Here is a 19,016-nt window from a genome sequence, read left to right as displayed (position 1 = left end):
GTACTGCAGGGGGGACCCTGTGGGAGAGTAGGACACCGCCGAACAATCATTGTGGGAAAGCCCCGCACCTCCTGGTGCGGGGCTTTTCTGCGTTCGGGGGGCGAGGCGCCGGCGGTGGGGCCCCGGGAAATGCCTTGTCAGGGGCGTGCGCCCGTCGTCAGGATCGGGTCCATGGACTATCTGATACGCACCCCCCGCGCCGACGAGTGGGAGAAGGCGCGCGAGATCCGTCTCGCCGCCCTCCGGGACCCGGTCGCGCACCTCGCGTTCCTCGACACGTACGAGGCGGCCGTAGAGCGGCCCGATTCCTCCTGGCGGGAGTGGGCGGAGAGGTCGTCCGCGAGCGGTGGCGGGAAGGCACGGCAGTTCGTGGCCGAGAGGCCGGACGGCTCCTGGGCGGGCACGATCACGCTGCTCGTGGAGCGCCCCTCGGACGAGGCGGGGTTCGGCGAGGCGGCGAAGGCCGACCAGACGCACGTCGTGGGGGTGTACGTGCGTCCCGAGGCGCGCGGGACGGGCGTGATCGACGCGCTGTTCCGGGCGGGCGTGGAGTGGTCCTGATCGCTGACGGACCCGGTGGTCGAGCGGGTGCGGCTGTACGTGCACGAGGAGAACGCGCGGGCGGCGGCCTTCTACCGGCGGTTCGGGTTCGCGCCGACGGGCGAGCGGATCGCGGTGCCGGGGAGCGACTCGGCGGAGGAGGTGGAGTACGAGCTGCGGCGGCCGGTGGGTTCGGGGGGTAGGTGAGGTCCCGTCAGGACCTGGGGGTCAGTGCGTCGTTCGGCCAGCGGGTTCTGGCCTGTTCGCGGGAGCGCATCAGGGCCAGGGTGGGCAGGCCCCGGGTCTCGCCCTCCGCCAGGAGGGCCGGGAGCGCAGGAAACGGGGCGACGGCGGCGACGTCGTCGAGCACCAGGGTGAGTGGTGGGTCGAGCCGACCGTCGGATGACCGTGCGGCCATGCGGCGGCCGCGCTCGACCACGCTTGCGGCGAGCGCCGTCAGGAGCGGCATCGCGCCGGGGTGGGTGCGGGGGTCCTCGATCGATTCACCCACCACGTAGAGGGTGCCCCCTTCGGGCAGGAAAGATGCCAGTGCCAGCGAATCCGTTCGATTCGGGGTGCACGCCTCCCTGATGTGGACCGTGGAGAACGCCGAGAACGCACGGGCCGTCAGTTCCTGTGCCAGACGGCGGCTTTCGGGGTGTGCGGTCAGGGCGGATTCGAGCACGCCCGCCAGGCCGGAGACGGCCTTGGGGTGGCTGCGGAGGATCCGTACGGGTTCGTGGGCGTCGGAGCCCTGGGCCCAGCGGTGCACCTGCCGGAAGGGGCGCCCGTCGACGGCCGCCGCGTGCAGCCAGCAGCGCAGGAGCGTTTCCGCGGTGTCGGCGGTCGCCGCGTCGAGCCGGGAGTGCGGACGGACCGGGGCGAGCAGGGCGGCGGCCCTGGCCTGGGCGGTCTCCGGGTCCTCGCAGCCCTCGGAGGGCGACCAGTGGAGCCGGCCCGGGGTGTCGCAGAGGTGGCCGGGGTCGTAGACGAGGACCGGGCCGAGCTTGCCGCGCGCGTCCTTGGTGTCCGACCAGACGGCGGGGTCGGAGGTGACGACGAGGACCGGGCCCTCGGCGTCCCGCACCGCCCGGACGGCGGCGGGGCGGCGGACATCGGGCGGGCCGAAGAGGGTGCCGGGCCCTGCGGAGTCGGAGGCGGCGGGAGCCGGGTGGACGGGCGCGGGTTCGGGAGCGGGGCGGGGTTGCGGGGGGATCTGCGGCTCGGTCGCGGTGAGGGGTGGCCTCGGGGTCTCCCGTACGGGGGCCAGGGGGGCGGGAGCGGGTTCCCTGGTGTGCTCGTGTGGAGTGGTGGGCGTCGGGGCGCTCGCCGGGTGGGGGCGGTCGTGTTCCCGTACGGGGGGCGGCGGGGCCCCGTCCCGTACCGGATGCGGTCGGTCCTCCCGTACACGGGCGGCCTCGGGAACGTCCCGTACGGGAGTCCCGTACGCGCCCGTCCTGCGGTGGGCGCGGACGGCGCGCCAGCGGGTCACCGTGCCCAGGACGAAGACGGCGAGGACGAGGAGGACCATCGCCTCGCCGATCAGGAGGCCCCAGAAGAGGCCGTACCCGGACAGTTGGTCCGGCGGGGTGGCCGGCCAGGCCGCCGGGAGGTCCGTCGGGGCCGTCGCCAGGGAGCGCAGGGCCGGCGGCGTGCCGGTGAAGGCGACGCCGTCCGGCCAGGCTCCGTGGGCGAACAGGCCCGCCAGGCCGGTCGCCGTCCACACCAGGACCGTGAGGCAGAGGAGGAGGGCGAACAGGCTGAGCAGCAGCCCGTCCGAGATCCCTCCGCCGCCCTTCCGCGCCGCGTCCGTCCGATCCATCCGCCCCACCTGCCTTGCCGTTCCGCCTCGCCGGGCCCGGCCCCGTCCCGGCTACGCCACCGTCGACTGCGAGGAGCCGTTCATCTGCTGCTCGATGAGCATGGCCCGCTGTTCCGTCTCCCATTCCAGTTCCGGGTCGGTGACCGAGGACTCGGTCATGGCGCGGTCGGTGTAGACGAGCGGGCGTTCCTTCTCGGTGATGAGGTGTTTGACCACCTGTACGTTGCCGTTGACGTCCCAGACCGCGATGCCGGGGGTGAGGGTCGGGATGATCTCGACCGCCCAGCGGGGCAGGCCGAGGACCCGGCCGGTGTTGCGGGCCTCGTCGGCCTTCTGGGCGTAGATGGTCCGGGTCGAGGCCATCTTGAGGATCGCCGCGGCCTCCTTCGCGGCGGCTCCGTCGACCACGTCGGAGAGGTGGTGGACGACGGCGACGAAGGAGAGGCCGAGGCGCCGGCCGAACTTCAGGAGGCGCTGGAACAGCTGGGCCACGAACGGGCTGTTGATGATGTGCCAGGCCTCCTCGACCAGGAAGATGCGCTTCTTCCGGTCGGGGCGGATCCAGGTGTGCTCCAGCCAGACGCCGACGATCGCCATGAGGATCGGCATGGCGATGGAGTTGCGGTCGATGTGGGAGAGGTCGAAGACGATCAGGGGCGCGTCGAGGTCGATGCCGACGGTCGTCGGGCCGTCGAACATGCCGCGCAGGTCGCCGTCGACCAGGCGGTCCAGGACGAGGGCGACGTCCAGGCCCCAGGCCCGTACGTCCTCTATGGCGACGTTCATCGCCTCGGCGGACTCGGCCTTGGGGTGGCGGAGCTGCTCGACGATGTCGGTGAGGATCGGCTGGCGGTCGGTGACGTGGTTGTTCACGTACGCGTGGGCGACCTTGAGCGCGAAGCCGGAGCGCTCGTCGAGGCCGTGGCCCATCGCCACCTCGATGATGGTGCGGAGCAGCGCGAGCTGGCCCGTGGTGGTGATCGACGGGTCGAGCGGGTTGAGGCGGATCCCGGCGTCGTTGGCGACCATCGGGTCCAGGCGGATGGGGGTTATCCCCAGCTCCTGGGCGATGAGGTTCCACTCGCCGACGCCGTCCTCGCCCTGGGCGTCGAGGACGACGACCTGCCGGTCGCGGAAGCGGAGCTGGCGGAGGACGTACGTCTTCTCCAGGGCCGACTTGCCGTTGCCGGACTCGCCGAGGACCAGCCAGTGGGGGGCGGGGAGCTGCTGCCCGTACAGCTGGAAGGGGTCGTAGATGTAGCCCTTGCCGCTGTAGACCTCGCGGCCGATGATGACGCCGGAGTCGCCGAGGCCGGGGGCCGCGGTCGGCAGGTAGACGGCCTGGGCCTGTCCGGTGGAGGTGCGGACGGGCAGGCGGGTCGTCTCCACCTTCCCGAAGAGGAAGGAGGTGAAGGCCTCGGTGAGGACGGACAGCGGATCTCGCATGGGTCTGTGCCCCTTCGGCCCTAGCGGCGGATGCCGGTCGCGAACGGCAAGGTGTTCACAAAGGCCCGGTGGTGCTCGCGGTCGCACCACTCCAGTTTCAGGTACGACTTGCCGGCCGAGGCCCTGATCGTGCGCTTGTCCCGGGCGAGGGCCTCGGGCGAACGCGACGACACCGTGATGTACCCGACGAGGTTGACCCCGGCAGCGCCGCTGGCGAGATCTTCACCCCGCTGGTCGAGCCGGCCGTGGGCGGCGATGTCGCGCGGGTCGACCGTGCGGTTCATCTTGGCGGCGCGGCTGGCGTCGGCCTCGTCGTTGGTCTTCTCGGTGAGCATGCGTTCGATGGCGACCTCGGTGGGTTCCAGGTCCATGGTGACGGCGACCGTGCGGATGACGTCGGGGGTGTGGACGAGGAGCGGGGCGAGGAAGTTGACGCCGACGGGGGTCATCGGCCACTCCTTGACCCAGGCGGTGGCGTGGCACCAGGGGGCGCGGGTGGAGGACTCGCGGGTCTTGGCCTGCAGGTACGTCGGTTCCATCGCGTCCAGCTCGGCCGGCCAGGCGTTTCGTTTCGTCATGGCCTGGATGTGGTCGATGGGGTGGTCCGGGTCGTACATGGAGTGCACGAGGGAGGCGAGCCGGGACTGGCCGAGGGGCTGGCGGACGCGGATGTCGGCCTCGGCGAGGCGGGCGCAGATGTCGGTGAGCTCGCGGGCCATGACGACGGCGAGGCCGGCGTCGCGGTCGAGGCGGCGGGCGCCGGAGGCGTGCTTGGCGGCGCGGGCCATGGCGTTGGCCTCGGCGGCGAGTTCGCGGGTGTAGTGCATGCAGGCGACGAGGTAGGCGCGGTGCTGCTCGCTGGAGGTGGAGACCATGGACTGGAGCTGGTCGTAGGACTCCTGGAGCCACGCGGGCGCGTGCGGGTCGCCGCGCTGGCCGACGTCCTTGGCGTGCGCGTCGGGGTCGGCGGGGAGGGTGCGGGCGAGCATCTGGAGGCGGGTGACGAAGCCGTCGCCGTTGGCGACGTGCTTGAGGAGGGTGCCGAAGCGGTCGACGAGGGCCTCCTGGTCCTCGCTGTCGCGCAGGCCGACGCCGGGGCCCTCGATCTCGATGGCGGCGGTGACGGTGCGGCGGTCGGCGTGGAGGAGGACGGCGATCTCGTCGGGGCCGAAGGGGGCGGAGAGCCAGCCGACGCGGCCGATGCCGGGGGGCGGGCCGACCTCGACCTCGCGGCCGTCGAGGCGGGTGCCGGCCTCGACGACGGCGGAGCGGTAGGCGGTGCCGCGCTTGAGCATGCGCTTGTAGCTGCGGTTGATCTCGTACCACTTGTAGAAGGTGCGGCCCTTGTACGGGAGGTAGACGGCGGCGATCGCGAGCATGGGGAGGCCCGCGAGGAGGGCGATCCGCAGGGGGAGGGAGGGGACGAGGAGTCCGCTCATCATGCCGAGGAAGGCGCCGACGATGATCAGGGCGATCTCGCCGGTCTCGCGGTTCTTGCCGACGATCGCGTTCGGCCGGGCGCGGCCGATGAGATACGTGCGGCGGGGCGCGACCGGCTGGGACTGGGTCGTCAACGCCCTGCACCTCCAGAGTTCTTGCGGTTGCCGTGCGGGGTGCCCGCGGTGGGGCTGCTGCTGCGGGGGGCGGGGGGCGGTGTCGTGCCGCCGCCTCCGGTGCCGCCGCGGCTGCTGTGGGCGGCCATGCCGCCGGAGAGCTGGTTGGCGGGGCGGGGGGCGGGGGAGCGGCCGCCGTCGCCTCCGCCGCCGTCGCCGCGGGAGCTGTGGGTCTTGATGCCCTGGGAGACGAGGGAGGCGGGGGAGGAGATGACGGCCGCGGCGGCGTTCTCGCCGGCGCGGTGGAGGCGGTTGTTGCGGGAGGCGGCGATCTCGTCGCCGAAGCCGGGGACGAAGCGGTAGATCATCGCGGAGGCGAAGATGGCGAGCAGGATGATCGCGAGGCCGGAGACGACGGCGGAGAAGGAGTCGGGTCCGGTGCCGGAGGAGAGGGCGCCGGCGAGGCCGAGGACGATGACGATGACCGGCTTGACCAGGATGATCGCGATCATGATGCCGGCCCAGCGGCGGACGTGGCCCCACATGTTCTTGTCGACGAGGCCGGAGTAGACGACGACGCCGAGGAGGGCGCCGACGTACAGCATGACGGCGCGGAGGAACAGCTCCAGGTAGAGGACGCCGGCGGCGATCACGGTCACCAGGGACACGATGATCAGCATGATGGGGCCGCCGCCGATGCTGTCGCCCTTCTGGAGGGCCTCCTTGAAGCTGCCGAAGAAGACGTCGGTCTGCCGGCCGGTGCCGGAGGCGATGACCTCGGTGACGGCGTCGGTGGCGTTGACGACGGTGTAGAGGATCAGGGGGGTGAAGGCGGAGGCGAGGACCGTCAGCCAGAGGAAGCCGATGGCTTCGGAGAGGGCGGTGGTGAGGGGGACGCCGCGGATGGCGCGCTTGGCGACGGCGAGGAGCCAGAGGAGGAGGGTGAGGACGGTGGAGGCGGCGAAGACGACGGCGTAGCGGCCGAGGAACTCCATGTTGGTGAAGTCCACGTCGGCGGTCTCTTTGACGGCCTTGGAGAGGTAGTCGATGGTGGCGGTGGCGGCGTCGGCGAAGCCTCGGGAGAGGGAGGTGAGGGGGTCGAGGGCGGCGGTGGGGTCGGTGGAGACACCACCGGTACCCGGACCGCTTCCCGTGCCTCCTCTCTCCCCCTGCTCGCAGTAGTACTTGGCGTGGCCGCTGAGGTAGCGGCACTTCTCGCTGCCCTCGGCGGTGGGAGACGGCGTGGGTGTGGGCGTCGGTGCGGACGACGCGCGGGCTGCGAAGAAGAAGGCCGTGGTCTGGAGGCCCGCCACCAGAGTGGCGAGGGATCGGGCACGGGAAGGCGCACGCGTCCCAGAGCTACCGGGCATAGGTGAACCCTCCGAATTCCGTGACGGCCCTGCTGATGTCCTCGGTCCCGGACACCGCGACGTCCCCGGGTACGGGCGCGGGGCCCTTCTTCTCCGTGTCCCCGGTGACCTTCCAGTCGCCGTTCGTCCACACGAGGTCGAAGGTCCGGGTCTTCCACGTGGTGCGCACGGGGTCGGTGGAGTCGGCGCCCGACATGCCGGTCAGGCCGGTGCACCAGACGGAGACCCTGGCGGTGTTTCCGTCGAAGCTCTCCACCTTGGTCCCGATCGGAATGGTCCGTGAGACGTAGATGCTTCCCTGGGGCGCGTTGCCGTCCGCGTCCAGCCCCATCAGCTTGAGGAGGTCGGCGGTGTACGCGGCGTCCTGATGCGGCTTCAGCCGTTTCGCCGCCTCCGGCGTGTAGATCGTGTCGACGATCCGGTGGCGGCTGTCGGCCTTGACCATTTCCTCGGAGTCCAGCGCCACCGCGTAGTTCGTCGCCGCGCTCTGGGCCCCCTGTTCGTCGTGGGCGTAGCCCGTGGGGATCGGGCCGTTCCTGGTGGTGACCGGGGGGACGCCCGTGGCGGCCGTGGGGGCCGCCTTGCCCGGGGTGCCGGAGCGGGGGGCGGAGGGGTCCGCAGGGTCGCCCCCGCCGCGGTTGGCGAGGGCGATGGCGCCGATGAGGAGGACCACCACGCCCACGACCGTGACGAGGGAGCGGGAGCTGCGGACGGGCCGGCAGCCGGCGCCGTACACGTCGCCGCTGTTGCCCTCGGGCAGGCGGGTCCGGGTCTGGCCCGAGCCGCCCACGCCGCCGAAGCTGTCGTGCTCGTCTCCGGGACTCATGCCGGGTACGCCCCCTCACTCGTTCGCGGGTACGGCCGTGCTGCAACAGGACTGGGCATCAGGTTCAGGTGGACAATCCGGGTGGGCGGTCGCGGAGCGGTCGGTCCGACGGGACGTCAGACCGCCATTCCGTAGACGATGGTGAAGAGCGTCCCCAGCGAGCCGATGATGAAGACGCCGGTCAGGCCGGCCACGATCAGGCCCTTGCCCTGTTCCGCGCTGAACGTGTCGCGGAGGGCGGTCGCGCCGATGCGCTGCTTGGCCGCGCCCCAGATGGCGATGCCCAGGCAGAGCAGGATGGCCACCGCCATCACGACCTCGATCATGATCTTGGCCTCGTTGCCCAGGCTCCCGAAGGGTCCCCAGTTCGGGGCGATTCCACCGATAATGGTGGTGATGTCGCCCTTTTCAGCCGCCAGGTACATGTAACTCACCGCCCCTGTATGGGTTGTTGGCCGCCCTTCCCGGACGGCACGGGTCATCGCTCTATCTTCGCTGATGAAACCGCTCGCATGTGACTGCTTGGCGGCTCTCTTTACCCGATCCCCGCACACTTGACCGGTCTGACCGTCTTGACCTGCGGTGGTGTGGCCGGTTTCCGCGTGAAGAAGCGTATGGTCACTCTGTGTATCACGGAGGGTGACTCCGGGCAATGATCGTCGTTGTTGCACTCTTGGGGCGGCGTACGGGCGGCGTACGTGCGGCGTACGTGCGGCGCGCGCAGGGCGCGTGTGACGAGGTCGTCGCGCACCGTCCCCACGGAGGGCTTCGCCGCCTAGACTGGCTTCCCGGACGTACTGCCATGGGCCGAGGGGTGGTTGACGGTGCGTAGGGCGGCCCGGAGGGCGGGCAGGGCGTGGCTGGTGGCCGGCGGGGTCTTCGGGGTCTGCCTCGCCTTCGTGGCCATGCTCGTCGTCGGCACGTACTCCGCGGCCTCGGGCCTCGCCGCCGGCGCGGGCAGCGGGAAGAACGGCACCGTGGCGCTCGCCAAGGGCGCCGTCCCGGCCCTCTACCAGGGCCTCGTGCAGCGGTGGGGGAACCTCTGCCCCGCCATCAACCCGGCCCTGCTCGCCGCGCAGCTCTACCAGGAGAGCGGCTGGAACCCGCGGGCCGTCTCCCCGGCCGACGCCCGCGGCATCGCCCAGTTCATCCCCGGCACCTGGGCCAGCCACGGCATCGACGGGGACGGGGACGGGGACCGGGACATCTGGGACCCGAAGGACGCGATCCCGTCGGCCGCCTCGTACGACTGCGAGCTCGCCACGTACGTGAAGGACGTGCCCGGGGACCCGGCGAGCAACATGCTGGCCGCGTACAACGCGGGCGCGTACCGGGTGATCCGGCACGGCGGGGTGCCGCCCATCAGCGAGACCCGGAACTACGTCCGCATCATCAAGTCCCTGGAGAAGAGCTTCGCCCGGCCCCTCGGCCGCGTCGACCCGTCCCGACAGGCCGCGGGCGCCATCCACTTCGCGCAGCAGCAGCTCGGCACCCTCTACCTCTGGGGCGGCACGGGCACGGCCGCGCAGAACGGCCGGTTCGACTGCTCCGGGCTGTCCCAGGCCGCGTACGACACCGTCGGCATCCGGCTGCCGCGCGTCGCCAACGACCAGTACAACGCCGGGCCGCACCCCTCGCGCGAGGAGCTGCTCCCCGGGGACCTGGTCTTCTTCTCGGACGACCTGACCAACTCGCGGGCCATCCGGCACGTCGGCATCTACGTCGGCGGCGGCTACATGATCAACGCGCCGCGGACCGGCGCGGTGATCCGCTTCGACCGGATCGACACCCCGGACTACTTCGGCGCCACCCGGGTCACCGCGGAGGGCGCCGCCGCCCTGCCCACGCACCCGCCGCAGACGTAGCGGGGCGGGAGGCGCGCCTTCGGGGCGTACGGGACATGGCCGGAACTCTCCGTCATGCACAGGCCCTGAGCTGCGGCGGGCCGTCACTCTTCGATAACGTCGGCATGATCCACCGGAGAGAGCGGAACGTACGCCTCAGGCGGTTCGTTCCCTGATCCGACCGCTCTGACCACGGGGGTTGGAAACCACAGATCACGAGAGCAAGGGGCCGCAGCAGATGGCTGTACTCGCATCGGACGGTTCGAACCCCGATGTCAGCCTGCTCCACGACATCAACGGACTGGCCAGGTCCGCTCCTCCGTGGTTCGACCGCGTCATGGCGTACGTCGGCGAGTACGGGATCGTCCTCGCGATCCTCCTCACCGTGCTCGGGTGCTGGTGGAGCGTCCGCCGGCGCGGCGTCCTCGCCGACTCCGTCTCGGCCGTCGCCGGCCTCGTCTGGGCCCCGCTGGCCGCCGGGATCGCCCTCCTGGTCAACATCCCGATCCGGGGCTTCGTCGAGCGCCCCCGCCCCTTCGTGGACCACCGGGGCCTCGAGGTCCTCGTCGGCGGGAAGACCGACTTCTCCTTCGTCAGCGACCACGCCACCCTCGCGATGGCCCTCGCCGTGGGCGTCTTCGTCGCCCACCGCGGCTTCGGGCTCGCCGCGATCGGCCTCGCCCTCGCCGAGGGCTTCGCGCGCGTCTACATGGGCGTCCACTACCCGACCGACGTCATCGGCGGCCTCGCCCTCGGCACGGCGGTCGCGCTGCTCCTCGCCCCGCTCGCACTCGCCCTGCTGACCCCGGTCGTCTCCGCCGTCGCCCGCTCGGGCCGCGGCGCCCGCCTCGTCCGCTCCCGGCGGACCGAGGCGGCGCGGCTCCCGGAGACGATCGACATCCCGGAGTCCCGCGTCGGCGGCCCGTCCGCCGGCACCGGCCGCAAGGACCGCAAGGACCTGGCCGCCTGACGGCGGGTGAGGAGACCCCTCAGGGGGTGCCGGTGCCCGGGTCCGTCGCCGTACGGGTGTGGTCCGCCGCGTCCGTACGGGCGCGGTCCCTCGATCTGCGGGCCGGGCCCGACCAGCCGCAGCTGCAGCGCGCCAGCGCGAACGAGCCGCGTTCCGTCGTGGTGGTCGTGTGGGAGGAAGCCTGCGCGTGCACGCGACCACCGTACTGCGCGTGACGGCTCGTCCGGGCCGTCGTTATCCGGAACGGACGCCCCCGCGCCGGGGGCGAGGCGGTCCCGGGCGGACGGCGGCGAGGCGTGGGGGGTTGGCAGGCGATGACGGTGCAGGAGCACGGGCGTCCGTACGGCCGGGGGAGCGGGTCGTTCGCCGCCACCGTCGTTCTGGTCGGTTCCCTCGTCGGGTCCGCCGCCGCCTCCGGGTGCGCCGCGCCCCCGGACCCGAAGCCCGCGGCCGATCCCGCGCTCGCCGTGCGGGGCGCCGCCGACGCGCTGACGCGGGCCGGCACCGCCAAGGCCAGCACCGCCATGGAGATGGCCTCGGGCGGGACCCGGGTCACCATCCGGGGCGAGGGCGGTTACGACTTCCGGCGCCGGACCGGCCACCTCCAGGTGGTGCTGCCCAGGGACCCGGCCGGGAAGAGCGGCCACCGGCCGATCACCGAACTCCTCACCCCCGGCGCCCTCTACATGAAGAACCGGGGGGCCGGGGTGCCGGCCGGCAAGTGGGTCCGCGTCGACACCACCGCCCTCGACGACGGGAACCTCGTGACGGGCGGCGCCACCGACCCGGCCGCCGCGGCCGAACTGCTGCGGGGCGTCCGGGAGGTCGCGTACGTCGGCGAGGTCGAGCTCGCCGGGGAGAGGGTCGGCCACTACCGGGGGGTCGCCGACATCGCGCGCGCCGCCCGGGCCGCCTCGCCGCAGCTGCGCGGGGCGCTGGCCGCGGCGGCGAAAGGGTTCTCCGACCACGCCGTGCCGTTCGACGCGTACCTGGACGGGGAGGGGCGGCTGCGGAAGGTCCGCCACCGGTTCAGCTTCAGCAACCAGGGCCGCACGGTCGCCGTCGCGTCGACCACGCTCCTGTACGGCTTCGGGGTCCCCGTCCGGGTCGTGCTGCCGGACCGCCGGGACCTCTACGACGGGAAGGTCGAGGGCTGACACGGGCCATCGGCAAATGGTCCGGACGTGTCATGCGCGGTGCGTGGCTCCGTCCCTACGCTGGGAGACCGCTGGGAGACCGACGCCGGCAGGAAGAGGTGGATGCGCGTGGCCCCGCCCGGTACCGCGACCGTGCCCGCAGAGCAGGAGCGCGTCGCCCTCGCCGAGATAGAGCTGTGCGGCGAGCTGATCATCGCCGCCTCCGCCGCCGACGGGGAGCGGCTGAGCGCCGACCGGATAGACGAGGTGCTGCGGGTGGCGGCGGAGCGGGCCGTACGGGGCCGCTGAGCGCACGGGGGGCCGGGAGGCGCGCGTGATCAGGTGCGCATCATGCGGGCGATGGCCTTCGTGGCCTCCTCGACCTTGGCGTCGACGTCGTCGCCGCCCTTGGCCGCCGCGTCCGCGACGCAGTGCCGCAGGTGCTCCTCCAGGAGCTGGAGGGCGAAGGACTGGAGCGCCTTCGTGGAGGCGGAGACCTGCGTGAGTATGTCGATGCAGTAGACGTCCTCGTCGACCATCCGCTGGAGGCCGCGGATCTGGCCCTCGATCCGGCGGAGGCGCTTGAGGTGCTCGTCCTTCTGCTTGTGGTAGCCGTGCACGCCCTGCTCGTGGCCGGCCGCTCCGGTGGTCTCGACGGGCCCGACGGCCTCGACGGGCTCGGGGGTGACCTGGTCCGTCTCGGTGGTCGTCATCGCGTCCTCCCGTTGTCCAGAAAGGGGGTGTATACCCCTCGTGGGTATATGGTACCGATCCCCGCCGAACCGGGCGGGGGCCCGTGCAGATCACTGTGCCTGATGGGCGACACTGAGAGGACGCCGGTTAGCCGTGGCCGGATGATGCGCCTAGCATCAGCCTGACCCAACCCAGCACCCCGAGGACCTCACGTGCGATTTCGTCTGACCCCCAGGGAGACGAGCTTCTACGACATGTTCGCCGCGTCCGCGGACAACATCGTCACGGGCTCGAAGCTCCTGATGGAACTGCTCGGGGCGGAGCCTTCCGCCCGGGCCGAGATCGCGGAGCGGATGCGGGCAGCGGAGCACGCCGGCGACGACGCCACCCATGCGATCTTCCACCAGCTGAACTCCTCCTTCATCACGCCGTTCGACCGCGAGGACATCTACTCCCTGGCCTCGTCCCTCGACGACATCATGGACTTCATGGAGGAGGCCGTCGACCTGGTCGTCCTCTACAACATCGAGGAGCTGCCCAAGGGCGTCGAGCAGCAGATCGAGGTCCTGGCCCGGGCGGCGGAGCTGACCGCCGAGGCCATGCCGAACCTGCGGACGATGTCCAACCTCACCGAGTACTGGATCGAGGTCAACCGGCTGGAGAACCAGGCCGACCAGATCCACCGCAAGCTGCTCGCCCAGCTCTTCAACGGCAAGTACGACGCCATCGAGGTGCTGAAGCTCAAGCAGGTCGTGGACGTCCTCGAAGAGGCGGCCGACGCGTTCGAGCACGTGGCCAACACGGTGGAGACCATCGCGGTCAAGGAGTCCTGAGGCTTCGTGGACACCTTCGCTCTGGTCGTGACCATCGGTGTCGCGCTCGGTTTCACGTACACCAACGGATTCCACGACTCCGCCAACGCCATCGCCACCTCGGTGTCGACCCGGGCCCTGACGCCTCGGGCGGCCCTGGCGATGGCCGCGGTGATGAACCTCGCGGGCGCCTTCATGGGCCAGGGGGTCGCCAAGACCGTCAGTGAGGGGCTCATCGAGACCCCCACCGGCGACAAGGGGATGGGCATCCTCTTCGCCGCGCTCGTGGGCGCGATCATCTGGAACCTGGTCACCTGGTACTTCGGTCTGCCGTCCTCCTCCTCGCACGCCCTGTTCGGCGGCATGGTGGGCGCGGCGCTCGCCGGCGGCACCGAGGTGATCTGGGGCGGGGTGCTCGACAAGATCGTCATCCCGATGTTCGTCTCCCCGGTGGTCGGCCTCGTGGCCGGTTACCTGGTGATGTGCGCGATCATGTGGATCTTCCGCAAGGCCAACCCGCACAAGGCGAAGCGCGGCTTCCGGATCGCGCAGACGGTGTCGGCGGCCGGCATGGCCCTCGGGCACGGCCTCCAGGACGCCCAGAAGACGATGGGCATCGTGGTGATGGCCCTGGTCATCGCGGACGTGCAGGAGGCCGGTGACGACATCCCGGTGTGGGTGAAGATCGCCTGCGCGGTGATGCTGTCGCTCGGTACGTACGCGGGCGGCTGGCGCATCATGCGGACCCTCGGCCGCAAGATCATCGAGCTGGACCCGCCGCAGGGCTTCGCGGCGGAGACCACGGGCGCGTCGATCATGTTCGGCTCGGCGTTCCTGTTCCACGCGCCGATCTCGACCACGCACGTCATCACCTCCGCGATCATGGGCGTGGGCGCGACGAAGCGCGTCAACGCGGTCCGGTGGGGCGTCGCCAAGAACATCATCCTGGGCTGGTTCATCACGATGCCGGCGGCGGCGCTGGTCGCCGCGCTGAGCTTCTACGTGGTGCGGCTCTGTTTCGGCTGACGGGCGGTACACCCCGGTACTGCCGGGGGTCCGGGGGTCGTCTCCCGGGGGATGCGGTATCACGATGCCGGCGGCGGCGCTGGTCGCCGCGCTGAGCTTCTACGTGGTGCGGCTCTGTTTCGGCTGACGGGCGGCACACCCCGGTACTGCCGGGGGTCCGGGGGTCGTCCCCCGGGGGATGCGGTATCACGGTGCCGGCGGCGGCGCTGGTCGCCGCGCTGAGCTTCCACGTGGTGCGGCTCTGCTTCGGGTAGTGCTTCCGTACGGAAACGGGCCCGGTTCCCCTCGCGGGGGAGCCGGGCCCTTCGTCGTGCGGTGGCACCGCCATGCAGCACCGCAGGACGGCCTTATCCGAAGCGGCCGGAGATGTAGTCCTCGGTCGCCTGGACGCTCGGGTTGGAGAAGATGCGCTCCGTGTCGTCCAGCTCGATCAGCTTGCCGGGCTGGCCGACGGCCGCCAGGTTGAAGAAGGCGGTGCGGTCGGAGACGCGGGCGGCCTGCTGCATGTTGTGCGTCACGATGACGATCGTGAAGCGCTCCTTCAGCTCCCCGATCAGGTCCTCGATGGCGAGGGTCGAGATCGGGTCGAGGGCCGAGCAGGGCTCGTCCATCAGCAGGACGTCGGGCTCGACCGCGATGGCGCGGGCGATGCACAGGCGCTGCTGCTGGCCGCCGGAGAGGCCGGAGCCCGGCTTGTTGAGGCGGTCCTTGACCTCGTTCCAGAGGTTGGCGCCCTTGAGGGACTTCTCGACGATGTCGTTGAGCTGCGACTTCTTGTAGTTGCCGTTGAGCCGCAGGCCCGCCGCCACGTTGTCGAAGATCGACATGGTGGGGAAGGGGTTCGGGCGCTGGAAGACCATGCCGACCGTGCGGCGCACGGCGACCGGGTCGACGTTCGTGCCGTACAGGTTCTCGTCGTCCAGCATCACCTTGCCCTCGACGCGGCCGCCGGGGGTGACCTCGTGCATGCGGTTCAGGGTGCGCAGGAAGGTGGACTTGCCGCAGCCGGAGGGGCCGATGAAGGCCGTCACGGAGCGGGGCTCGACGGTCATCGAGATGTCGTCGATCGCCTTGTGGGCGCCGTAGTAGGCGGAGAGGCCGCTGACGTCGATTCGCTTGGCCATATCAGTTCACTTCCAGGATGACCGCGTCAGCGGCCGGTCTTCGGGGCCTTCCAGCGGGCGATGCCGCGGGCCACCAGGTTGAGGATCATGACGAAGGCGATCAGGACGAGCGCGGCGGCCCAGGCGCGGGCCACGGCGGCGTCGGTGCCGACCGCGTACTGCTCGTACACGTAGAGCGGCAGGGAGGACTGGGCGCCTTCGAAGGGGTTCGGGTTGATGAGCTTCGTACCGAACACGAGGAGCAGGACGGGGGCCGTCTCGCCGGTGATGCGGGCGACCGCGAGCATGACGCCCGTGGTGATGCCGCCGATCGCGGTGGGCAGGACCACCTTCAGGATGGTGCGCCACTTGGGGATGCCGAGGGCGAGGGAGGCCTCGCGGAGCTCGTTCGGGACGAGCTTGAGCATCTCCTCGGTGGAGCGGACCACGACCGGCATCATCAGGATGGCGAGGGCCATCGCGCCGGCGAAACCGGAGGGGCCGAATCCCAGGGTCAGGTTCCAGGTGGTGAGGACGAAGAGGCCGGCGACGATGGACGGGATGCCCGTCATGACGTCCACGAAGAAGGTGACGGCCTGGGCGAGCTTCCCGCCGCCGTACTCCACGAGGTAGACCGCGGTCAGCAGGCCGATCGGGGCGGCGATCAGGGTCGCGATGCCGACCTGCTCGACGGTGCCGAGCAGCGCGTGGTAGATGCCGCCGCCGGCCTCGGCGTCGAGGACGCCGTTCATCGAGTGGGTCAGGAAGTAGCCGTCGAGGACGGCGAGGCCCTTGCTGACCGTGACCCAGGCGAGGGAGAGCAGCGGGACGACGGCGAGGACGAAGCAGACCCAGACGAGGCTGGTGGCGACGCGGTCCTTGGCCTGCCGGCTGCCCTCGACCTTGGTGGTCAGGGCGTACGTGACGAGGACGAAGAGCAGGGCCGAGATCAGGCCCCACTGGACCTTGCTGTGCCAGCCGGCGGCGAGGCCGGTGCCGACGCCCGCGAGGACCGAGCCGGCGGCGACGGCGGCCGGGGTCCAGCGGGGGAGGCGGGCGTGGGAGAGGGTCCCGCGGCGCGGGGCCACCGAGAGCGGACGGTCCTGAATGGCGTGGCTCATGCCGCTGCCCCCGAGTACTCCTTGCGGCGGCCGATGATCCAGCGGGCCGCGCCGTTGACGAGCAGGGTGATGGCGAAGAGGACGAGACCGGACGCGATGAGGGCGTCCCGGCCGTACTCGTTGGCCTCGTTGAACTTGGCGGCGATGTTCTGGGCGAAGGTGCCGCCGCCCGGGTCGAGCAGGTGGCCCGAGATGAGGAAGCTGGGGGAGAGGACCACGGCGACGGCCATGGTCTCGCCGAGCGCGCGGCCGAGGCCCAGCATGGAGGCGGAGATGATGCCGGAGCGGCCGAAGGGCAGCACCGACATGCGGATGACCTCCCAGCGCGTGGCGCCGAGGGCGAGGGCGGCCTCCTCGTGCATCTTCGGGACCTGGAGGAAGACCTCGCGGGTCACGTTGGTGATGATCGGGAGGATCATGATCGCCAGGAGGATGCCCACGGTGAAGAGGCTGCGGGCGGGGCCTTCGTTGGCCTTGTCGAAGACGTACGTCCAGCCGAGGTACTGGTCGAGCCACTCGTTGAGGCCGGCCAGGTAGGGGACGAGGAAGATCGCGCCCCAGAGGCCGTAGATGATGCTGGGCACGGCGGCGAGCAGGTCGACCACGTACGCGAGGGGCTTGGCGAGCCTGCGCGGGGCGTAGTGCGAGATGAAGAGCGCGATGCCGATGGCGACCGGCACGGCGATGACCATCGCGACGATCGAGGAGACGACGGTGCCGAAGGCGAGGACGGCGATGCCGAAGACCGGGGGGTCGCCGGCCGGGTTCCACTCGAAGGTGGTGAAGAAGTTGGTGCTGTCCTTCGAGATGGCGATGACGGTGCGGTAGCTGAGGAAGACCGCGATCGCGGCCATGATGACGAGGAGGGTGATGCCGGAGCCCCGGGAGAGGCCGCTGAAGATGCGGTCTCCGGGGCGGGTGGCGCTCTTGGCGCTCCGGCTCCTCTTGAGCTCTGGTGTGGTGGTGGCCATCTGCTTCTCCGGTCTGCGGGGCCGGTACGGGTCGTACGGCTCCTGGCGGCGGTGCACCGGATGCCGGGGGCGGCTCCTCCACGGGAGGTGGGGGGCCGCCCCCGGCCGGGGGTCAGGACAGGGTGGGGACGATCGTGCGGACCTTGGCGGCGATCTCGGCCGGGAGCGGGGCGTAGCCGGCGTCGGCGAGGACCTTCTGGCCCTCCTCGCTCACGGTGTAGTTGAGGAAGGCCTTCAGGGTCGGCAGGGTCTCCGCCTTGTTGCCCTTGTCGCAGGCGATCTCGTACGTGACGAGGACGATCGGGTAGGCGCCCTCGGCCTTGGTGGCGTAGTCGAGGGAGAGGGCCAGGTCGCTGCCGGTGCCCTTGACCTTGGCGGCGGCGATGGCCTTGGAGGCGTTCTCCGAGGTGGCGGCGACCGGGGCGGCGGCGCCGGTGTTGATGCTGACCGTGGAGATCTTGTTCGCGGTGGCGTACGAGAGCTCGAAGTAGCCGATGGAGCCCTCGGCGTCCTTGACCGCGGTGGCGACGCCGGAGGAGCCGTTGGCGGCCTGGCCGCCCTGGGCGGGCCACGACTTCGACTTCGGGTCGTGCTTCCAGTCGGCCGGGGCGGCCTCGGAGAGGTACTTGCCCAGGTTCTGGGTGGTGCCCGACTCGTCGGAGCGGTGGAAGGCCTGGATGGTGGAGTCGGGGAGTTTGGCGCCCGGGTTCAGCTTGGTGATCGCCGGGTCGTTCCACTTGGTGATCTTGTTGTCGAAGATCTTGGCGAGGGTGGGGGCGTCCAGGACCAGGTTGTCCACGCCCTCCAGCTTGTAGCCGATGGCGACGGGGCCGCCGACCATGGGCAGGTTGACGCCCTTGCCGCCCTTGCAGATCTTCTGCGACTCGGCGACCTCTTCCTCCTTCAGGGCGGAGTCGGAGCCCGCGAAGGCGACCTGGCCCTGGTTGAACTTGGTGATGCCGCCGCCGGAACCGATGGCCTGGTAGTTGATCTCGACGCCGGAGCAGGCGGCCTGGAAGTTCTTGACCCACAGGTCCATCGCGTTCTTCTGCGCGCTGGAGCCGGCGGCGAGGAGCTGACCCTTGGCGCCCTCGCAGGCGATGTCGGAGGCGGCGGCCGAGGCGCTGCCGCCGTCCTTCTTGTCCGGGGCCGCCGAGTTGTCGTCCGAACCACACGCCGAGAGGACCAGGGCGCCGGAGACGACGAGGGCACCGATCGCGGAGGCGCGAAGCCCGTTCTTGCGCGAAAGCTTCACTTTCGGGTGTTCCTTCCAGAAGCCGCCTTGTCGCGGACCGAGTGTCCTGAACGTTCTACGGCGGCGTGTGTCGGTTTGGCGGGTGCTTCCCTGTGCTCCGAGCACCTCGTAAGGCCGAAATTAGGCAGAACAGGTGAAGCCGTCGACGGGGGAGGGTGAACGGGAAGTGAACCGTGCCGTAAGCCCCGGTGCGGGGCCCTTGGGCGGGCGGCGGTGGGGGGTGGGGTGACCGCGGTCGGCTCGTTTCCGGCCTCCGGCCGGGGCGTTCCCCCACCCGCACCGCCCGCGAAGGCAGGAGGGCGGAGGCGCGGGCCCTCCCGTGGACGGTGCTCGCCGACGGCGGCGGACCGGCCGTGGGGCGGACCGGCCGTGGGGTGGGGCCGGTCGTAGGGCGGACCGGCCGTGGGGCGGACCGGCCGTGGGGTGGGGCCGGCCGTGGGGCGGACCGGCCGTGGGGTGGGGCCGGTCGTGGGGCGGACCGGCGGTGGGGCGGACCGGCCGTGGGGTGGGTCCGGCCGTGGGGCGGAC

General features: G+C 71.3%; 18 protein-coding genes and 1 pseudogene. 7 read left to right on the top strand and 12 right to left on the bottom strand.

What is annotated here, in order from left to right; translation table 11 throughout:
* Positions 1-171 precede the first annotated feature (171 nt).
* Positions 172-747: pseudogene (locus tag OO47_RS33740) on the top strand (GNAT family N-acetyltransferase).
* Positions 748-754: 7 nt separating this feature from the next.
* Here OO47_RS33740 and OO47_RS31655 read toward each other — a convergent pair.
* The 6 genes from OO47_RS31655 to OO47_RS31630 all read right to left on the bottom strand — a co-directional run bounded on the left by OO47_RS31655 (position 755) and on the right by OO47_RS31630 (position 7,982).
* Positions 755-2,362: a type IV secretory system conjugative DNA transfer family protein gene (locus tag OO47_RS31655; protein ID WP_030221059.1), complete on the bottom strand. Its 1,608-nt coding sequence runs from the start codon at positions 2,360-2,362 to the stop codon at positions 755-757.
* A gap of 51 nt (positions 2,363-2,413) precedes the next feature.
* On the bottom strand, positions 2,414-3,808 hold the full coding sequence (locus OO47_RS31650; RefSeq protein WP_030221056.1) for an ATP-binding protein: 1,395 nt from the start codon (positions 3,806-3,808) through the stop codon (positions 2,414-2,416).
* 20 nt (positions 3,809-3,828) lie between these two features.
* Positions 3,829-5,382 carry an SCO6880 family protein gene (locus OO47_RS31645; RefSeq protein ID WP_030221055.1) on the bottom strand — a complete coding sequence of 518 codons (1,554 nt, stop codon included), beginning with the start codon at positions 5,380-5,382 and terminating at the stop codon, positions 3,829-3,831.
* Positions 5,379-6,731 (bottom strand): membrane protein, encoded by a 1,353-nt coding sequence (locus OO47_RS31640; RefSeq protein WP_030221052.1) that lies wholly within the window; start codon positions 6,729-6,731, stop codon positions 5,379-5,381. The genes OO47_RS31645 and OO47_RS31640 overlap by 4 nt, the downstream gene beginning before the upstream one ends.
* The gene (locus OO47_RS31635; protein ID WP_030221049.1) at positions 6,721-7,557 is read right to left on the bottom strand and encodes a hypothetical protein; all 837 of its coding nucleotides are present in this window, start codon (positions 7,555-7,557) and stop codon (positions 6,721-6,723) included. Before OO47_RS31635 ends, OO47_RS31640 begins: the two co-directional genes overlap by 11 nt.
* A 116-nt stretch (positions 7,558-7,673) precedes the next feature.
* Positions 7,674-7,982, bottom strand: a complete 309-nt coding sequence (locus OO47_RS31630) for a hypothetical protein (RefSeq protein ID WP_030221046.1) — start codon at positions 7,980-7,982, stop codon at positions 7,674-7,676.
* Positions 7,983-8,462: 480 nt separating this feature from the next.
* Between OO47_RS31630 and OO47_RS31625 the strand changes: the two genes are divergently transcribed.
* Positions 8,463-9,422 carry a C40 family peptidase gene (locus OO47_RS31625; protein ID WP_234323363.1) on the top strand — a complete coding sequence of 320 codons (960 nt, stop codon included), beginning with the start codon at positions 8,463-8,465 and terminating at the stop codon, positions 9,420-9,422.
* A gap of 217 nt (positions 9,423-9,639) precedes the next feature.
* Positions 9,640-10,371, top strand: a complete 732-nt coding sequence (locus OO47_RS31620) for a phosphatase PAP2 family protein (RefSeq protein ID WP_030221041.1) — start codon at positions 9,640-9,642, stop codon at positions 10,369-10,371.
* A gap of 19 nt (positions 10,372-10,390) precedes the next feature.
* On the opposite strand, the gene OO47_RS37495 is transcribed toward OO47_RS31620, so the two are convergent.
* Positions 10,391-10,564 (bottom strand): hypothetical protein, encoded by a 174-nt coding sequence (locus OO47_RS37495; RefSeq protein ID WP_199812367.1) that lies wholly within the window; start codon positions 10,562-10,564, stop codon positions 10,391-10,393.
* A gap of 121 nt (positions 10,565-10,685) precedes the next feature.
* Here OO47_RS37495 and OO47_RS31615 point away from each other — a divergent pair, with 121 nt between their 5' ends.
* On the top strand, positions 10,686-11,528 hold the full coding sequence (locus tag OO47_RS31615; protein ID WP_030221033.1) for a hypothetical protein: 843 nt from the start codon (positions 10,686-10,688) through the stop codon (positions 11,526-11,528).
* Positions 11,529-11,630: 102 nt separating this feature from the next.
* Positions 11,631-11,816, top strand: coding sequence for a hypothetical protein (locus OO47_RS31610; protein WP_030221031.1), 186 nt, complete (start codon positions 11,631-11,633; stop codon positions 11,814-11,816).
* 29 nt (positions 11,817-11,845) lie between these two features.
* On the opposite strand, the gene OO47_RS31605 is transcribed toward OO47_RS31610, so the two are convergent.
* The gene (locus tag OO47_RS31605; protein ID WP_030221028.1) at positions 11,846-12,220 is read right to left on the bottom strand and encodes a metal-sensitive transcriptional regulator; all 375 of its coding nucleotides are present in this window, start codon (positions 12,218-12,220) and stop codon (positions 11,846-11,848) included.
* A 192-nt stretch (positions 12,221-12,412) separates the two neighbouring features.
* On the opposite strand from OO47_RS31605, the gene OO47_RS31600 reads away from it, so the two are divergent.
* Both OO47_RS31600 and OO47_RS31595 read left to right on the top strand, forming a co-directional pair.
* On the top strand, positions 12,413-13,033 hold the full coding sequence (locus OO47_RS31600) for a DUF47 domain-containing protein (RefSeq protein ID WP_017242367.1): 621 nt from the start codon (positions 12,413-12,415) through the stop codon (positions 13,031-13,033).
* Between the two features lie 6 nt (positions 13,034-13,039).
* Positions 13,040-14,038: an inorganic phosphate transporter gene (locus tag OO47_RS31595; protein WP_030221024.1), complete on the top strand. Its 999-nt coding sequence runs from the start codon at positions 13,040-13,042 to the stop codon at positions 14,036-14,038.
* A 347-nt stretch (positions 14,039-14,385) separates the two neighbouring features.
* Here OO47_RS31595 and pstB read toward each other — a convergent pair whose 3' ends face one another.
* The 4 genes from pstB to pstS form a co-directional block, all read right to left on the bottom strand.
* Positions 14,386-15,162 carry a phosphate ABC transporter ATP-binding protein PstB gene (pstB, locus tag OO47_RS31590; protein ID WP_030221022.1) on the bottom strand — a complete coding sequence of 259 codons (777 nt, stop codon included), beginning with the start codon at positions 15,160-15,162 and terminating at the stop codon, positions 14,386-14,388.
* Positions 15,163-15,188: 26 nt separating this feature from the next.
* Positions 15,189-16,262: a phosphate ABC transporter permease PstA gene (gene pstA, locus OO47_RS31585; protein ID WP_030221019.1), complete on the bottom strand. Its 1,074-nt coding sequence runs from the start codon at positions 16,260-16,262 to the stop codon at positions 15,189-15,191.
* On the bottom strand, positions 16,259-17,233 hold the full coding sequence (gene pstC / locus OO47_RS31580; RefSeq protein ID WP_030221017.1) for a phosphate ABC transporter permease subunit PstC: 975 nt from the start codon (positions 17,231-17,233) through the stop codon (positions 16,259-16,261). The genes pstA and pstC overlap by 4 nt, the downstream gene beginning before the upstream one ends.
* 112 nt (positions 17,234-17,345) lie before the next feature.
* Positions 17,346-18,488 carry a phosphate ABC transporter substrate-binding protein PstS gene (gene pstS, locus OO47_RS31575; protein ID WP_030221006.1) on the bottom strand — a complete coding sequence of 381 codons (1,143 nt, stop codon included), beginning with the start codon at positions 18,486-18,488 and terminating at the stop codon, positions 17,346-17,348.
* Positions 18,489-19,016 lie beyond the last annotated feature (528 nt).

Origin of the sequence: Streptomyces bikiniensis, from assembly GCF_000716625.1 — a bacterium.
GTDB classification, from domain to species: Bacteria; Actinomycetota; Actinomycetes; order Streptomycetales; family Streptomycetaceae; genus Streptomyces; species Streptomyces bikiniensis.
Note: the sequence above shows the minus strand (reverse complement) of the source record. Positions and strands in the feature narration are given on the sequence as shown.

Coding starts and splice junctions, on each gene's coding strand:
- OO47_RS31640 (WP_030221052.1), bottom strand. CDS start 6,731: ATGCCCGGTAGCTCTGGGACGCGTGCGCCTTCCCGTGCCCGATCCCTC.
- OO47_RS31610 (WP_030221031.1), top strand. CDS start 11,631: ATGCGCGTGGCCCCGCCCGGTACCGCGACCGTGCCCGCAGAGCAGGAG.
- OO47_RS31655 (WP_030221059.1), bottom strand. CDS start 2,362: ATGGATCGGACGGACGCGGCGCGGAAGGGCGGCGGAGGGATCTCGGAC.
- OO47_RS31615 (WP_030221033.1), top strand. CDS start 10,686: ATGACGGTGCAGGAGCACGGGCGTCCGTACGGCCGGGGGAGCGGGTCG.
- OO47_RS31605 (WP_030221028.1), bottom strand. CDS start 12,220: ATGACGACCACCGAGACGGACCAGGTCACCCCCGAGCCCGTCGAGGCC.
- pstB (WP_030221022.1), bottom strand. CDS start 15,162: ATGGCCAAGCGAATCGACGTCAGCGGCCTCTCCGCCTACTACGGCGCC.
- pstA (WP_030221019.1), bottom strand. CDS start 16,262: ATGAGCCACGCCATTCAGGACCGTCCGCTCTCGGTGGCCCCGCGCCGC.
- OO47_RS31650 (WP_030221056.1), bottom strand. CDS start 3,808: ATGCGAGATCCGCTGTCCGTCCTCACCGAGGCCTTCACCTCCTTCCTC.
- OO47_RS31625 (WP_234323363.1), top strand. CDS start 8,463: ATGCTCGTCGTCGGCACGTACTCCGCGGCCTCGGGCCTCGCCGCCGGC.
- OO47_RS31620 (WP_030221041.1), top strand. CDS start 9,640: ATGGCTGTACTCGCATCGGACGGTTCGAACCCCGATGTCAGCCTGCTC.
- pstC (WP_030221017.1), bottom strand. CDS start 17,233: ATGGCCACCACCACACCAGAGCTCAAGAGGAGCCGGAGCGCCAAGAGC.
- OO47_RS31635 (WP_030221049.1), bottom strand. CDS start 7,557: ATGAGTCCCGGAGACGAGCACGACAGCTTCGGCGGCGTGGGCGGCTCG.
- OO47_RS31630 (WP_030221046.1), bottom strand. CDS start 7,982: ATGTACCTGGCGGCTGAAAAGGGCGACATCACCACCATTATCGGTGGA.